The organism is Psychroserpens sp. AS72 (assembly GCF_038900375.1).
In the GTDB taxonomy this organism is placed as follows: Bacteria; Bacteroidota; Bacteroidia; order Flavobacteriales; family Flavobacteriaceae; genus Psychroserpens.
Genome location: NZ_JBBMRC010000010.1, coordinates 49,938 through 66,272, shown reverse-complemented (window position 1 = coordinate 66,272; position 16,335 = coordinate 49,938). Strand labels below are relative to the sequence as shown.

Here is a 16,335-nt window from a genome sequence, read left to right as displayed (position 1 = left end):
ATGTTAATTTAATGTTACCTAAATGTTTGGTATTTGTAAATTTTATCATATTTTTGTTACTTAATTATTAATCATTAAAACCCAAATTCAATATGAAAAAGATATTCGCAATTTTATTAATGTTAGGTGTGACGCTTACATTTGCACAAGAAAAGCCAAAAGCAGAATTAAATAAAGATGGAGACTTAACCGTAGCAACTTACTACCATGATAATGGAGCTATAGAACAACAAGGTACTTTTAATAAAGAAGGAGAGCTTCATGGTGTTTGGACCAGTTATGATCAAAATGGTAACAAAGTAACAGTTGGCAACTACGTTAACAATAAAAAAGTTGGTAAATGGTTATTTTGGTCTGATAATAAACTTAAAGAAGTTAATTATGAAGATTCTAAAGTGGCGAGCGTAAGTGAATGGACAGATAAAGTTCAAGTCGCTGTGAGTAACTAAAAATATATTTATAAAATAAAAAATCCCAACCATTAAGTTGGGATTTTTTTTTTGACTAACTCAAACTTCTATTCTAGAATTTATAAGTATATCCTAAAGAAAAGGTTGTACCTGGATCTCTCAAAGTGAATATTTGATTTTGAGCATTGTATGATTCAAATTCACTTATTCTTTCATTACCTAAAATATTTGACACTTTAAGATCTATTGATGTATTTTCATTTTCACCAAACGTTTTATTTAATGTGAAATTTAAACTATTAAATGGTTTTGTATACACATCTGGCACTTCTCTAATACCAACAACCTCTAATGTTTTTCCTTGTACGTTAAAAAACAAACCAGTTTGCAACCCTAAATCATCATTGTTATAATCTAGACCTACATTAATTAAATAAGGAGCTTGACCTTGAAGGTCTCTTTTCTTATCTATAGATTCTCCATCTCTAGCACTTGCTAATCTACCTTGATACTCATCGTCAGACATCGTTAACTCAGACTTTATGATAGATACATTTGCATTGATTTTTAGGTTGTTCAATCCTTCAGTAATAAAACCTAAACGTTGACGCACTTCAAACTCTGCTCCAATAACATTAGCATCTCCTAAATTACCTACAGTAAGTTGAGTTGGTGCATTGACAAAGAATTGCTGTTCAATTGCATCTGTAAACCCTTTATAGAATCCACTAATAGCAAACATTTGACCTTTTTCTCCAAAATGCTCATACCTCACATCAAAGTTGTTTATATACGTAGGTACTAAAGGTTTTACACCTAAGGCTCCAATAAACAAACGTCCTGTTATTGGATCAAATATTTGTGAATTAGATTGTTCTTTAAACGAAGGTCTAGCAGTTGTACGAGAGTATGATGCTCTTAAATTATCATCATCATTTAAAGCATAAATAAGGTTAGCCGATGGAAAAAAATCAAACTCATCTAATACTAATTCTCTATCAAATACCTCTTGCCCATCTTGTCCTGTATAGTACGATTTAAAAAACTCTGTTCTTAATCCAACAACAGTTTTCATCTTTTCACTTACATTAAACTCCAATGACACATAATTAGCTCCAATGTGCTGTTCTCCTTCGTAAGCATCGTTAGCATTAAACGTATCTATATTTATTAAATAAGTACCAGCATCACTTGTTGGATTCCAAATATTATCTGAAGCTAATAAATTATTTACATCACCATTAGCAATAAATGATTGGTTACCTCTAATATTAAACGTGTAATCATCTATGCTGAAATCTCTGAATTTATAGGTATAAGCTCCACCAAACTTTATTTTAGCAGGTCTATTAAATAAACTTATTGTTTTATCTAAATCAATCTTTCCATTCCATGATTCTTCTAAAAGATTTCTCCATAATTGTATTGGAAACGTAGAAGCAGAAGGCGACAAAAAAGAATTGCCACTATCAGATTGCTGTAATGGAGTAATTCTATGTCCTTTATCCATTACTTTAGAAAATGTTGGTGATAGTTTCCATTCAAAATTAAATGCTTTTTCATCACCAATGCTGTTTAATCTATGTTTACCTGTTACTAATAAGTTAGTTATTGATCTTTCGGTATAAGCAATCGCATTTTTAGTTAATGGTTCTAAAGCTCCTCCAGTTCCATCTTGTGAAATTATTTGATCAAAATAACCAGCTGAAGATTCTCCATTTTGAATATGTAGTATATTAACTTTAAACTTAGATTTATCAGTTTTGTAAGCAATACCTGCTAAACCATTTAGAATAACATTATTTATTCCTTCGGAACCTCTAGAATCTAACGCAGCAAGTAATTCATATTCTGAAGTATCTTGAGGGTTTTTAATATAAGCACCATCCACACGATTTTCATAAAACGTTGTTGTGTTTTTGTAAGAAAATGAAGCTTGATATCCTATTTTATCATCTCCAATATCATATTGGTTTCCTAATGTAAAACCAAAATCAAGGTCCATCCCACTTCGTTCTTGTTTTGCAGCCAATTCTTTTTGAAAACTATTAGTAAGTGTTGTTAATAATGCATTGTTTTCACTAGTTGCAGGAATGGGTTGATATCTATTTATTGGTAAATTTCTAGTACCATCATCATATCCAAAAATATCTGTATCACTCCCTTCCGAAGTTAAATAGTTCTCATTAAAGTGCATATCAGGATTATAACTAGTTCCTAAAGAGATAGAATATTCTCCTTTAGTAGGAAAGTCTTTAGTAATAATATCAACAATACCACCAGTAAAATCTGCTGGATATTCTGCGGCTGCAGATTTTAATACAATAACATTATCCAAAATGCTTGTTGGAAATAAATCCATTTGTATTGTATTTCTATCTGGATCTAATCCAGGAATATCAATACCATTTAATATAGATTTAGTATATCTATCACCTAAACCACGAACATAAACATATTTACCACCTTGAATAGAAACACCTGGTACATTTTTTACAGCAGCAGCAACATTCCCTGCTCCACTACTTTTTATAGCTTGCGCAGATAAACCATCTAATAAGGTCACCGACTTTTTTTGCAAATTTAAAACAGCGCTTTCTGTGTTTTTTTTGACACTTGTTGTTAAAATAATGGTGTCTAATGAATTTGTTTGTAGTGTTACATCTAGCTCAGTAACTTCTCCAGCTTTGATAACAACATCTACAATTTCTTGAGTATTGTAACCAACAAATGAAAACACCAATGTATAGGTTCCTGGATCTAATTCTAACTTGTATTTTCCATCAAAATCTGAAGTAGTTCCTGTAGTTGTCCCTTTGACTAAAATATTAGCAAATGCCATTGGTTCTACAAACTCACCATCAATAAGATTACCTGCTACTATTCCTTTTTGAGCATTAACAAAACCTACACATATAAAGAAAAGTATTAAGAGTGAGTATATTTTTTTGTTCATAATTAGTTAATTATCTAAAACATACTACTCGCTAAAAAGTTAACGAGTAGTAGTTTATATTGAAAAGAGTTAATTTATAAATTACTATTGAGTTGACTTGGTCTAATTGTATATTAGAAACCTAATCCTCCTACAGTATTTGCGTATGTCCAAGCTAATTGTGATGTATTTGCTCCAATAGTATTTGCACCAGCAGATACAGCAGTTGCTGTAGAACCAAATCCTGTTACTGTTACAGTTTCTGCTTTATTTACAAAAATGTCTGTTACATTAGTAACACCTGTTGGTAATACGATTTCCCAAGCACCAAAAGTTAAATCACCATTATTATAGTTTGTTGCTACACCATCGTTATCTAATTCTACATCTGATGAATCTTTAAAACCATAAGCATATATATTATTTGTTGCTCCAGTAGCTCCACTTCTATAATCTGCATATTCACCATTTTCTGTAACAGTATTACCAATGATTGTCGCATTTTGAATAACAAATGAACCAGTACCTGTTCCTTCTGGACCATCTACTTCAAAGGCATGATCAGAAATATCTCCTAAAACAACAACAGCATTATCAATTGTACCAGAGTAAGCTTGGTCAATATCTAAAGCATCATCTCCTTGAGCCCACACTAATAAGTTTGTAGCATTTACAGTTCCTCCAAAAAACTCAATTCCGTCATCAACGTTTGCTATAACCTCTATATTATTTATTACAGTTCCGTTTCCAACACCACCTAGAGTTAACCCATTGATTTCATTGTTTTCACCGATTAGTGCACCACCATGACGAATTGAGATGTATGACATCACACCAGAATTATCAGCAGGATCAGAACCACCATACAATCCAAAATCATCATCAGCAGGAATACCTTCAATTTGGTTTTCGATTAAATCACCAGAAAATGAACTTGGTGCATAACCTAATACAATTAATCCTCCCCATTGACCTCTGTCATTTTCATCTAAGTTTGTTCCTGCAGTTTGACCACAAGTAATATTATCTCCAGTAGATGTGAAAATAATTGGCTCTGATGCTGTACCCAATGCGTTAATTTTTGCTCCTCTTGCAATAATTAATGCAGACGCTAAAGAACCTGTTCCTGGAGACCCTTTTACTATTGTTCCTGCTTCAATTGTTAATGTTGCTCCATTATCTACAACAACTTTTTGATTTAATTGATAAATATTGTCGTTTGTCCAAGTTGTGTTTTCAGTAATTGCTCCAGTAACTGCTACTAAAGGACACGACTCTCCTCCATTTCCGTTACCACCTTCACCATAGTTGTTGATTGTTGTTGTTTCAATTACAATTGGAGTGTCATCGTCTTTAAAACATCCAGTAAATACTAGTGAAGAAGCGATCAATGCAGATAATATTATTTTTTTCATGATATTGTTTTGTTAGTTTTTTATTATTTAATTAACGATGCAAAGAAAAGCGCATAGTGTAAAGACAAGGTTAATTGAGTATTAAACCTAAATCATAAAAACGTTAATTGAGTGTTACTAGAAACTGGGATTTTTATAATCTCGAAACAATAATTTAACATTGAAATTCCTATCTTAGCTCCAGCTAAACATTATCTATGAATTGGGAACAATTACTCTCCTTAAAACGATTTGGAGACACTCATAAACGCTTGAGAAAAGAACAAGATGAAACACGCTTAGGCTTTGAAGTTGATTATGATCGTATTATTTTTTCTTCGGAATTTAGAAGTCTGCAAGACAAAACTCAAGTCGTACCTTTATCAAAAACCGATTTTGTTCACACACGATTAACCCATAGTTTAGAAGTAAGTGTCGTTGGACGTTCATTAGGCAGGAAAGTTGGCCAAAGACTATTAGAAAAGCATCCGCATTTAAAAGATGTTCATGGGTATCAAATGAATGATTTTGGAGCTATTGTAGCTGCTGCTGCATTGGCTCATGATATTGGAAATCCGCCTTTTGGTCATTCTGGAGAAAAAGCTATTGGTGAGTTTTTTAAATCTGGAAATGGTCGTTACTATGAAGACTTACTCACTAAAAAACAATATCAAGACTTATGTGATTTTGAAGGTAATGCTAACGGTTTAAAAATTCTAACCGAAAGTCGTCAAGGTCGTATTGGCGGTTTAAGACTGAGTTATGCTACTCTTGGTGCATTTACAAAATATCCAAAAGAGTCCCTTCCGAAGAAACCAACAATACATATCGCAGATAAAAAGTATGGCTTTTTTCAAAATGAAAAAGAAACATTTAAAGACATCGCACAAGAATTAGGATTAGTTAAAAGAGGTGATGTTGATGATGTGAGTTATTGTAGGCATCCACTTGTGTATCTGGTTGAAGCAGCAGATGACATATGCTACACGATAATTGACTTTGAAGATGGAATAAACTTAGGACTTATTCAAGAAGAATACGCTTTAGAGTATCTCATTAATTTAGTACGTGATTCCATTCAAACTAAAACTTATAATGCTTTACTAAGTACACAAGACAGATTAAGTTATTTGAGAGCATTGGCTATTAATACACTTATTAGTGAAGCTGTTGAAATTTTCATGACACATGAAGAGGATATTTTAAGAGGAGAATTTCCAAAAGCACTTTTAGATTGTAGTGCTTATGAAGCACAAATAAATGACATTATAAAATTAAGTATTTCAAATATTTATCAATCTACAGACGTTATTGATAAGGAGATAGTAGGTTACAAGGTAATTAATGAACTTTTAAATACCTTTACTCAAGCAGTTATAAACAACCTCAACGATGAACTTTCAAATTTTGACAAATTGATTTTGAAAGTTTTAGCCCCTTTTGTTGACTTAAACAATGATAATGTCTACGATAGTCTGTTATCAGTATGTTTTTATGTTTCAAAAATGTCTGATAGCAACGCCATGCTAACTTACCAAAAATTGAAAGGGAATCATTTATAAAAAATTGAAAAACATGAAAAAAAAATTATTAGTACTCACTTCATTATTAGCTTTAATGCTAGTTACTTTTTTACTTATCAAATCAAATTCCGAAGAAGATAACATAGAGAAATTAAGAGAACAACATCTATCATTTTTAGAAAATAGTCCTTTTAAAGAGACCCAAAAATTATCTAGAAAAGAAAGAAAAGCAATGGGTTTACCTCCAAATGCTTATAATGAACAATTATGGGAATTAACTATGGATCCTAGTACTGGTCGTCCTATGCCTGAACGTTTATTTGCCACTCAACAAGAATTAATTACTCAAAGAGAAGTAGCAAGAGGTGTTGGTGGACAAACTACTAACCCATGGGTTGATAGAGGTCCAAATAATCAAGGTGGTAGAACAAGAGGTATTATGTTTGATCCAAATGATATTAACAACGCTAATCCTGCAGATGATTATACAAGAGTATTTGCTGGTGGAGTTTCTGGTGGTTTGTGGGTAAATGATGATATTACAGATGCTAATTCTTCTTGGAATTTAGTGACAGGAATCCAGGCTAATATTTCTGTAATTGCAATTATTTCTGATCCTAATGATTCAAATACATTTTATATCGCTTCTGGTGAATCTTTTACATTTCAATCGGTAGGTGTAGGAAGAGGTATATGGAAATCTACAGATGGTGGTGCAACTTGGTCTAATATTTTTGGTGGTTATGATAGTTTTGTCACTTTAGGAGGACAAGGTATCGTAAACGGTGTTTTTTATGTTAATGACATTGTTGCAAGAGATAATGGAGGTGTAACTGAAATTTATGCAGGAATCGTAGGCAAACAATATTATGAAGCAGCTAGTCCTGTGAATTTTCAAGGTGTTGCAGAACAAGGACTATATAAGTCTACCGATGGTGGAACTAGCTGGAATCGTTTTGATATTACCCATAGTGATGGTAGCCATAAAAACCCTAGTGATATAGAAATTGACATTAATAATAATATTTGGTTTACAACTACAAGTAATGCTTTCGGAAATGCAGGTGGAGACATTTACAGTTCTTCAGACGGAATCACATTTAATCTCATCAGAACAATTAATGGAGCAAGTCGTACAGAATTAGAAGTTTCTAGTACAGATCCTAATAGATTTTGGGTTGCTGCATCTATTAATAGTCAAGGTCGTTTATTTACCACAACCGATGCTTTTGCAACAGCTGGTAATTTAACAACAATGACTATTCCTGTTGATGAAGATGTTGCTACAATTCCTTCAGGAGATTACACAAGAGGGCAAGCATTTTATGACCTACCTATTGAGTCAGATCAAAATGGTAACGTATATATTGGAGGTATAAATTTATTTACATCTTCAAATAATGGTGCTTCTTGGACTCAAATTTCAGAATGGTATAATATCAATGGATTTGAAGCTTCTTTTGTACATGCAGATCAACACGCTATAGTATTTAGACCAGGTTCAAATGACACGCAAGTTGTTTTTGGAAATGATGGTGGTGTATATTACTCTGATAATATTACAAATGCTCCTGGTAATACAACTAATATTCAAACGCGAAATAAAGATTATAATACAACCCAATTTTATTTTGGTACTATAGATGAATCTACACTTACCGATAACTTTGGTGGTGGCTTACAAGATAATGGGTCTATGTTTATTACCAATGGAGTTGCAGGTTCTAATCCTTTTGATGAAAAACGAGGTGGTGATGGTGGTTTTACTGAGATTGATGACAGTGGTTATGCCATTCTCTCTAATCCTGGAAACAATCATTACTTCTACAATTACCCTGCACTTACAAGTGTTGGTCAATTATCAAGTGGTGAAGGTGGCACCTTTGTCAATCAAGCAGTTCTTGATAAAAACTTAAATATTTTATACTCTGATGCCACTACTGGAGGAACTGTTAGAATTGAGCGTGTTAAAGAATTTTTACCTGGAGGACCACCACTTGAAAGAACATTTTTAACTTCTGGTCAATTTAATGCAACAGTAACAGCTTTAAAAGTATCTCCTTATAGTACTACCTCTACTTCATTATATGTTGGTTTAGCTAGTGGACGTATATTAGTAGGTGGTTTTGCTGATTTTACAATTCCTTCATTCACAAACATATCTGGACCAGGATTTGTTGGTAGTATTTCTGATATAGAGTTTGGTCAAAATGCTCAAGAAATTTTTGTGACGATGCACAACTATGGTGTAGTAAGTGTTTGGTTTTCTGGAAATGGTGGAAATACTTGGAGTAATATTGAAGGTAACTTACCAGATATTCCTGTGAAATGTATTTTACAAAACCCTTTAATCCCTGAAGAGCTAATTATTGGTACAGATTTAGGTATTTGGGCTACTCCAGATTATACTGTTGCAAATCCAGTTTGGGTTCAAGCTTATAATGGGATGAGTGATGTACAAGTACTTGATTTAGATTTAAGAGCTGCAGATAATACGATTCTAGCAGCAACTCATGGTAGAGGACTATTTACAAGTCAATTTACTAATCAACCTTTAAGTGTGTTAGAACATGAGTTTAATGAAAATGTAATTACATTATTTCCTACAATTTCTAACGGTCAAATTACTATTAAATCTGAACGTGATTTAGGTAATGCTTCTATAAAAGTATTCAACATTAATGCTCAAGAAGTTTATAGTACAAAGTCTAATATCTCAACCTCAAATACTAATGTTAATCTTAATTTAAACGCTGGTATGTACTTTGTTAATATCACTGTTGATAATTATTCTGAGACTAAAAAGATCATCATTAAATAAATATGATATTTGTTATTATAAGAAGGGAGCTTTATAGTTCCCTTTTTGTTTACTTATGTATTTCATCGAATAAATTTGTATTTAAACGGTATTTTACTTATATTCGTTTAACCGTAATCTTTTAAACCTACAATCATGAAAAAAAACATTCTAGGAGCTGCAGTTATATTTTTTGTAACATTAGCATTTTTATTAATGTTAGATGATATTACAAGTAATGGTAATCACGAACCTCAACAAAACAACGTTGAAGTTTATGATGCAAACGAACAGCCAGATATTGTTACTTTAGACGAAGAGCAATAGAACTAAATAACATAGTTAAATTTTCAACATCAATCCCAACGGATTGATGTTGTTGTTTTACAGAAGCATGTTCCATAAATATATCAGGAATTCCTAATGTTTTAATTGAAACAGAATAACTGTTTAAAGCTGCAAATTCTAATACAGCACTTCCAAAACCTCCAGAAATAACACCATCTTCAATAGTAACGATTTCCGCATAAGTTTTAAATATTGTATGCAATAAATTCTCGTCTAATGGTTTCACAAAACGCATATCGTAGTGTGAAATTGTATCGCTAACTTCGCATTTTGAAATAGCCTCTTCAACATTAGAAGCAATAGCACCAACACTTAATACAGCTAACGACTTTCCTTTTTTAAGCTGAATCCCTTGACCTATTTTTATTTCAGAAAAAGGCTGCATCCAATCAATTATAGTTCCACGACCTCTAGGATAACGAATCGCAATTGGATGCGCTAAACCTAATTGAGCTGTATACATAATATTACGTAATTCAATTTCATTTCGAGGTGCACAAATAACTAGATTAGGAATACATCTCAAATACGCAATATCAAAAACACCATGATGTGTAGCGCCATCTTCTCCAACCAAACCAGCACGATCTAAACAGAAAATTACTGGTAAATTTTGTAAAGCAACATCATGAATCACTTGGTCGTAAGCGCGTTGTAAAAACGTAGAATAAATATTACAAAACACAGTCAGCCCTTGAGTTACCATACCTGCAGATAAAGTGACTGCATGTTGCTCTGCTATACCAACATCAAAAGCGCGATCAGGAATTTGTTCCATCATATACTTTAAAGAACTCCCTGTTGGCATTGCTGGTGTTATCCCAACAATGTTTTTGTTTGTTTTAGCAAGTTCAACTATCGTATGACCAAATACATCCTGAAATTTTGGCGGTAAGATTTCTTCTTTCTTCGGAAGAATATCACCTGTAACCGAATCAAATTTTCCTGGAGCATGATATTTTACTTGATCGTCTTCAGCTTGTTTTAAACCTTTACCTTTAGTCGTAATTACATGTAAAAACTTAGGTCCTTTAACAGATTTCAATCGTTCTAATTCTGAAATTAAAACCGTTAAATTATGTCCATCAATTGGTCCAGAATAATCAAAGTTTAATGCTTCAAAAATATTGTCTTGTTTCTCTTTTCCTTTTTTTACGTTAGTTAAATATTGTTTTAAAGCTCCAACACTTGGATCAATACCAATCGCATTATCGTTTAAGATGACTAATAAATTTGCATTGGTGACTCCTGCATGGTTAAGTCCTTCAAAAGCCATTCCGCTAGCAATAGAAGCATCACCTATTACTGCAATGTGTTGTTTATCTTCACCTTTTAATTGAGAAGCAATTGCCATGCCTAAAGCAGCAGAAATTGAGGTAGATGAATGTCCAACACCAAATGCATCATATTCACTTTCTTCTCGATTTGGAAAGCCACTTATTCCACCCTTTTGCCTATTTGTATGAAAAATTTCTCTTCTACCTGTTAGTATTTTATGACCATATGCTTGATGTCCAACATCCCAAATCAATTGATCTTTTGGTGTATTAAACACATAATGCAAAGCTAAGGTCAATTCTACAACACCAAGACTTGCTCCAAGATGTCCTTCTTTTGTAGCTACAATATCAATGATAAACTCGCGTAACTCTTTAGCGAGTTGTGGTAACTCGTTAGGATTTAATTGCCTTAAATCTTTTGGGAAATTGATATGGTTTAGAAGTCGTTTTTGCACATTGTAAAAATACAGCTTTTCATATCTCTAAAGTGAATTTTTATTAAAGAGCCTAACAGACATTCACCATTCACGTTATTTGTTATGTTATTCGCGACATTTTTTTGGTTAACAAGTTGGTTTGCTGGTAGTTTTGAAAAACGAATTCGTGAAATAAATTATTAATTAAAAACAAGAAATTATGAAAAAAATTGAAATTATGAAATTAGCAACTAATGGGTTTAATTTAGAAGAATTAGGATACGAAAAAACTGAAGAAATAGTATACGATATTGAAATATCAGATTTTGAAAGGCATTTTAATAAATTCACAAAAGAAGTAGAGGATAAATACAAATCTAAATCATTTGAAGAAAATAAGGTTTGTTTAAAACAGACTATTGCATCAATAAAACATCCTTTTCAATTCAAAACAGAATGGGATTGGATTAAGATTAAATTACCTTTTAATGGGTGGATTAAAGATAAAGTAAGACCTAGACTTTACAGAAGAGATGTTAAGTACGTTATCTTTGCTGAAATATGTTATCCAACAGATATTATTATTGACCATATTGCAAAATGTGCAAAGCAAGGAGCATTAGCTGCTAGTACAGTTGCTTTAACTGGAGTATTAACTGCTACTCAAATTGCCTTTCAAACTGCGTTTTTTGCCTGTATGGCAGCAGCCGATTTTCCAAATTCAGATAAAATAAGTGTTAGAATTGCTGGAGATAAAATTCATGGTAAATGGATTCCTGTATAAATTTGGTCAAAAGACTTTTATCTAGTATCATTTTAGATAAAAGTCTTAAAAATTATTTTATTATTTTAGAATAATTCAAATTAGGGTTTAAAGAAATATGGAAGTTAGGAATCAGTCATACTTTAAATTCAATGTCTTTAAAATTTTACTTTTAATGATTGGATTTATTGGTTTGTCTCAATCTCAGGAGAAAAAAAATACGCTTGATAGCATTTACCCTAACATATCTAAACTTTTCCACGATTATCATAATGAAAACGAAATTCTAGAATTAGATTTTTTAATTAGTATTTATAGTTCATCTTCGAATGATTCAATTGGAAACTTTTGGAAATCTTATTACAGTATAATTAAATACCTAGAATATTATAATCAAGATTTTTATTTAGATACAAAAATAAAGGAGATAAACTTCGAGTTACTCCATAAATATGCAAACTATAATTTGCTAAAAAGTAAAGCCCATCAATTGGAAGGGTTTTATTATGACCACTTTTTCAATAACAAAGAAAAGACTGAATATCACTATAATAAAGCAATTTATTTTTTAGCAGTAGACAAAACTAGTACAGTCAATGATTGGTTTAAATTAGGAATCTTTTTTAAAAATATTGAGAAATATAAAAAAGCTATTTCTCTTTTTCATGATGAACAATTTCAATACTTCTCTTATAATAGCAATATCTATAAGTTTAAATCATATGAGGGATTGTATTTGTGCTATAAAGATTTAAAAGTCCCAGATAGTGCATTGTATTATTTAGAGAAAATGCAAAGCACGAAAAACACACTTAATGAGAGAGAACTCAATGAAATAGTTGATAATTCTAAAAAAAGTTATAAAAAAATAAAATCAGTAATAGAAAATAAAAACATCAAAAACAGAAATAAAGCATTGAAAAATTCATTTTCTGAACTTCAAAATAGATTACATATTGCTTTACCAATACTAGGCGGAACCATCTTCATCCTTATCTTCATTTTCTACCTCTACAAACGTTATAAAAAGAAAAGTACTGTATTAGAAGAAGAACAATCTGAAACGCTTCAAAAACTAGATGAGCTTAAAAACATAGTCATTAAAAATCATATCATTTTAAAAGATAAGACGAAAGTCTATATTTCAGATTTAATGTATATCAAATCTGATGATCACTATCTAGAAATAGTCACTGAGAATGATAAAAAGCATACAGTTAGAGGGAAATTAAGCCAAATAAAAGAAGAATTACCTCCAAATTTTATTCAATGCCATCGTTCTTACATTGTAAATTCCAACTTTATAAAACAAATCAATTCAACAACTTTAACTTTAATTAATAAAGAGCAGATTCCATTATCTCGAAGTTATAAAAAGAAGTTTTGAAATCGTATTTTTATATCTATGAAAAACCCTTTTGACGATACCTATTACATGAAAAAAGCCTTACAAGAGGCTGAAGAAGCTTTTGACAAAGGCGAAATCCCTGTTGGAGCAATCATCGTAATTAAGGACAGAATCATCGCAAGAGCACATAATCTCACTGAGCTTTTAAACGATGTCACTGCACATGCCGAAATGCAAGCCATTACTGCAGCAGCAAATTTTTTAGGCGGAAAATATTTAACCAATTGTACTCTCTACGTAACTTTAGAACCTTGCCAAATGTGTGCAGGCGCTTTGTATTGGAGTCAGATTTCTAAAATAGTATATGGAGCAAGAGATAAAGAACGTGGTTGTATTGCTTTAGACACCAAACTACATCCTAAAACTAAAATGGTTGGTGGTGTTTTAGCCGAAGAAGCATCGGCATTATTAAAACGGTTTTTTATTGAGAAACGTAACTTAAATTAAGCCAAAGCTCGCGTTAAGGATGGAGGTATTGTTGGAGCTCTCCCGATTTTTATCGGGAAGCGACTACCGAGAGCCTGACCTGTTTCCTGCAAGGTTTTGAAAACCTTGTAGGTATTAAGGTAACGCCAAAAAAATCACAAAAAAAACGCCTAACTTTCGTTAGACGTTGAAACTGTATAAAGTATATCTCTTAAAGAACTTGCACATTAGCTGCAACCATTCCTTTTCTTCCTTCTTCTTCGTCGTACTCTACATTATCGCCTTCACGTAACTCAACACCATTAAGGTTTGATACGTGTACGAAAATGTCTTTTCCTGTTTCTTCGTTTGTAATGAATCCAAATCCTTTAGAATCATTGTAAAATTTAACTGTTCCAGTCATTATAAAAAATATATTAATTAAGATACAAAGGTAAAATTAAAAATGATTCGGAATGTAAATAAATTGAGAATTTTTACCTTAATGTCTTGAAATTTAACCTAAATAATCAAAATAACTTCGGAAATATTAATACTTCAAATTATTATTTTTCACTTTTTTGATTTTCTCTCATCTTATCGAGATTCTCTTGTGTAAGCATATAATCCTTAATGTTTTTGTCTTTCCAACGATGGTAAGCAAATAAAGGAAAAACTACAAAAAACAAGCCTAAAACACCAAAACCAATTAGCTTTTGAGTATAGTCTACATCCAAAAAATAACCACATAATATACACCCTAAGGAGGCTAAAAAAGCAATAAGAATAATGTATCTCATATCTAAAATATTGTAAAATTATTTGTGTACACTCTCAATTTGAGTAAAGTACATATAATCGCTAGCTTGTAAAATTAATCAATTCACGACGGTAAGCAGTAAGTAATTTTGATTTTGAAACAAATCCATGATAGCTCCCTTTTTTAATAACCGGAAGGTTCCACGCACCACTATCCTGAAATTTTCGCATCACTTCTTTCACAGAATCTATTTCATAATAAATATAATCTGGAGGATTATGCATAAATGTTTCTACAGATGTTGATTCATACAACGTTTGGTCAAACATAACCGTTCTAATATCATCTAATAAAATTATACCAACTAGAAATTTATTTTCATCAACTACCGGAAACAAATTTCTACTTGATTTAGAAACACCATGATGTAGCATCTCACCAAGTGTCATCTCTGGTTTTAGAATCGTAAAGTCTTGCTCAATAACGCTATCTAATTTCATTAGGGTTAATACAGATTGATCTTTATCGTGTGTTAAGAGCTCTCCCTTTTCGGCAAGTTCCTTTGTATAAATCGTATGTTCGATTGCGCTTTTTTTAATAATAAATGACATAGATACCGTAATCATTAATGGAACGAATAATTGGTAACCACCTGTAATTTCGGCAATTAAAAAAATAGCTGTTAATGGTGCATGAAGCACTCCTGCTATTAATCCTGCCATTCCAAGTAAGGTGAAATTTGTTTCAGATACTTGAAAACCTAAGCCTATGTTATTTATAATTTTTGCGACTACATTACCTAAGGCACTTCCCATTACCATGGTTGGGATAATAATTCCTCCTGCGCCTCCTGCTGCAAATGTAGTTGTCATTGCTATGGCTTTAAAAATGGTAATCCCAAATAGTAAAGCAATCACTACCCAAATATTATCGAGATAATTATCAAAAGGGGTTTTACCTAAAGCGTGCAAATGATTTCCGTCGAGTAAATCATTGATAAACCCGAAACCTTCTCCATACAATGGCGGAATAAAATACAACATCACACCAATAGCCAAACCACCAACGATGAGTTTTTGTCCGCTAGTTTTAAAGCGTTCAAAAAACTTGTATACAGCAAAATATATTTTAGAGAAGTAGATAGATGCTATTCCTGTTCCTACACCTAAAACAATTAAAAACAGAGTGTCTTTTAATGCAAAAGGTGTTGCATTATTATAATTGAAAAGCACACCATTTCCGACGAAAAAATAAGACGTCAACACAGAAGAAACAGAAGCAATTAATAAGGGTAATAACGATGCGAATGTTAAGTCTAAACTAAACACCTCAACCGCAAAAATGATCGCTGCAATTGGTGACTGAAAAATAGAAGCAATAGCACCAGCTGCTGCACAACCAATGAGTAAAGTTCTTGTTTTTCTATCGACATGAAACAACTGACCAACATAAGAACTCACAGCAGATGCAGATGCAATTGCTGGACCAAGCAACCCAACAGAACCACCAAAACCAGCAGTTATTGGTGCTGTAATTAATGGTAAATAAATCTTACTTCGTTTAAGAAAACCATTCTTTTTTGATAGTGAAAACAAGATACTTGGTATGGCAAAATCAACAGGTTGTTTAGACACATATTTAACAAATAGATACACTAACCAAAGTCCGATAACAGGTAAAATAAAATAAATGCTATTTGCTGAAACAATAACGAGGTGCTCAAGAACCCATTGAATTCCGTAGGTAATATTTTTAATGGTTACAGATACTAATCCAGACAATAGACCAATAAGCATTGCGAGTAAAAACACGAAGTTTTTTTGCGAGATATATTTATATCGCAAAATGAGTAAGCGCTTAATAATTGGTTTGATTGGCATAGATTAAATCTAC

General features: G+C 32.0%; 13 protein-coding genes. 7 read left to right on the top strand and 6 right to left on the bottom strand.

The features are described from left to right. The first annotated feature begins 92 nt into the window (after positions 1-92). Positions 93-449 carry a nicotinic acid mononucleotide adenyltransferase gene (locus WNY78_RS15610; RefSeq protein WP_321221539.1) on the top strand — a complete coding sequence of 119 codons (357 nt, stop codon included), beginning with the start codon at positions 93-95 and terminating at the stop codon, positions 447-449. Between the two features lie 73 nt (positions 450-522). Here the strand turns inward: WNY78_RS15610 and WNY78_RS15605 are convergent, their stop codons facing one another. Together WNY78_RS15605 and WNY78_RS15600 are read right to left on the bottom strand one after the other, a co-directional pair. Further along, a complete protein-coding gene (locus WNY78_RS15605) occupies positions 523-3,366 on the bottom strand; it encodes a TonB-dependent receptor (protein WP_342874150.1) in 2,844 nt (947 codons plus the stop codon). A gap of 113 nt (positions 3,367-3,479) precedes the next feature. Then, the gene (locus WNY78_RS15600) at positions 3,480-4,760 is read right to left on the bottom strand and encodes a hypothetical protein (protein WP_342874149.1); all 1,281 of its coding nucleotides are present in this window, start codon (positions 4,758-4,760) and stop codon (positions 3,480-3,482) included. 197 nt (positions 4,761-4,957) lie between these two features. Here WNY78_RS15600 and WNY78_RS15595 point away from each other — a divergent pair, with 197 nt between their 5' ends. From WNY78_RS15595 to WNY78_RS15585, 3 genes are all read left to right on the top strand, one after another. After that, a complete protein-coding gene (locus tag WNY78_RS15595; RefSeq protein ID WP_342874148.1) occupies positions 4,958-6,301 on the top strand; it encodes a deoxyguanosinetriphosphate triphosphohydrolase in 1,344 nt (447 codons plus the stop codon). Between the two features lie 13 nt (positions 6,302-6,314). Beyond that, a complete protein-coding gene (locus WNY78_RS15590; RefSeq protein WP_342874147.1) occupies positions 6,315-9,083 on the top strand; it encodes a T9SS type A sorting domain-containing protein in 2,769 nt (922 codons plus the stop codon). 135 nt (positions 9,084-9,218) lie between these two features. Further along, positions 9,219-9,389 (top strand): hypothetical protein, encoded by a 171-nt coding sequence (locus tag WNY78_RS15585; protein WP_342874146.1) that lies wholly within the window; start codon positions 9,219-9,221, stop codon positions 9,387-9,389. Here the strand turns inward: WNY78_RS15585 and WNY78_RS15580 are convergent. Beyond that, positions 9,367-11,145: a 1-deoxy-D-xylulose-5-phosphate synthase gene (locus tag WNY78_RS15580; protein WP_342874145.1), complete on the bottom strand. Its 1,779-nt coding sequence runs from the start codon at positions 11,143-11,145 to the stop codon at positions 9,367-9,369. The genes WNY78_RS15585 and WNY78_RS15580 overlap by 23 nt on opposite strands. 181 nt (positions 11,146-11,326) lie before the next feature. Here WNY78_RS15580 and WNY78_RS15575 point away from each other — a divergent pair, with 181 nt between their 5' ends. The 3 genes from WNY78_RS15575 to WNY78_RS15565 all read left to right on the top strand — a co-directional run bounded on the left by WNY78_RS15575 (position 11,327) and on the right by WNY78_RS15565 (position 13,724). After that, positions 11,327-11,890, top strand: a complete 564-nt coding sequence (locus tag WNY78_RS15575; protein WP_342874144.1) for a hypothetical protein — start codon at positions 11,327-11,329, stop codon at positions 11,888-11,890. Between the two features lie 154 nt (positions 11,891-12,044). After that, a complete protein-coding gene (locus WNY78_RS15570; protein ID WP_342874143.1) occupies positions 12,045-13,256 on the top strand; it encodes a LytTR family DNA-binding domain-containing protein in 1,212 nt (403 codons plus the stop codon). 18 nt (positions 13,257-13,274) lie between these two features. Beyond that, positions 13,275-13,724 carry a nucleoside deaminase gene (locus WNY78_RS15565; protein WP_342874142.1) on the top strand — a complete coding sequence of 150 codons (450 nt, stop codon included), beginning with the start codon at positions 13,275-13,277 and terminating at the stop codon, positions 13,722-13,724. Positions 13,725-13,914: 190 nt separating this feature from the next. On the opposite strand, the gene WNY78_RS15560 is transcribed toward WNY78_RS15565, so the two are convergent. From WNY78_RS15560 to WNY78_RS15550, 3 genes are all read right to left on the bottom strand, one after another. Further along, positions 13,915-14,106 carry a cold-shock protein gene (locus WNY78_RS15560; RefSeq protein ID WP_321248361.1) on the bottom strand — a complete coding sequence of 64 codons (192 nt, stop codon included), beginning with the start codon at positions 14,104-14,106 and terminating at the stop codon, positions 13,915-13,917. A gap of 142 nt (positions 14,107-14,248) precedes the next feature. After that, on the bottom strand, positions 14,249-14,482 hold the full coding sequence (locus WNY78_RS15555) for a hypothetical protein (protein WP_342874141.1): 234 nt from the start codon (positions 14,480-14,482) through the stop codon (positions 14,249-14,251). 61 nt (positions 14,483-14,543) lie between these two features. Then, positions 14,544-16,322 carry a chloride channel protein gene (locus tag WNY78_RS15550; RefSeq protein WP_342874140.1) on the bottom strand — a complete coding sequence of 593 codons (1,779 nt, stop codon included), beginning with the start codon at positions 16,320-16,322 and terminating at the stop codon, positions 14,544-14,546. Positions 16,323-16,335 lie beyond the last annotated feature (13 nt).

Coding starts and splice junctions, on each gene's coding strand:
- WNY78_RS15590 (WP_342874147.1), top strand. CDS start 6,315: ATGAAAAAAAAATTATTAGTACTCACTTCATTATTAGCTTTAATGCTA.
- WNY78_RS15595 (WP_342874148.1), top strand. CDS start 4,958: ATGAATTGGGAACAATTACTCTCCTTAAAACGATTTGGAGACACTCAT.
- WNY78_RS15600 (WP_342874149.1), bottom strand. CDS start 4,760: ATGAAAAAAATAATATTATCTGCATTGATCGCTTCTTCACTAGTATTT.
- WNY78_RS15560 (WP_321248361.1), bottom strand. CDS start 14,106: ATGACTGGAACAGTTAAATTTTACAATGATTCTAAAGGATTTGGATTC.
- WNY78_RS15605 (WP_342874150.1), bottom strand. CDS start 3,366: ATGAACAAAAAAATATACTCACTCTTAATACTTTTCTTTATATGTGTA.
- WNY78_RS15555 (WP_342874141.1), bottom strand. CDS start 14,482: ATGAGATACATTATTCTTATTGCTTTTTTAGCCTCCTTAGGGTGTATA.
- WNY78_RS15610 (WP_321221539.1), top strand. CDS start 93: ATGAAAAAGATATTCGCAATTTTATTAATGTTAGGTGTGACGCTTACA.
- WNY78_RS15550 (WP_342874140.1), bottom strand. CDS start 16,322: ATGCCAATCAAACCAATTATTAAGCGCTTACTCATTTTGCGATATAAA.
- WNY78_RS15570 (WP_342874143.1), top strand. CDS start 12,045: ATGATTGGATTTATTGGTTTGTCTCAATCTCAGGAGAAAAAAAATACG.
- WNY78_RS15575 (WP_342874144.1), top strand. CDS start 11,327: ATGAAAAAAATTGAAATTATGAAATTAGCAACTAATGGGTTTAATTTA.
- WNY78_RS15585 (WP_342874146.1), top strand. CDS start 9,219: ATGAAAAAAAACATTCTAGGAGCTGCAGTTATATTTTTTGTAACATTA.
- WNY78_RS15565 (WP_342874142.1), top strand. CDS start 13,275: ATGAAAAACCCTTTTGACGATACCTATTACATGAAAAAAGCCTTACAA.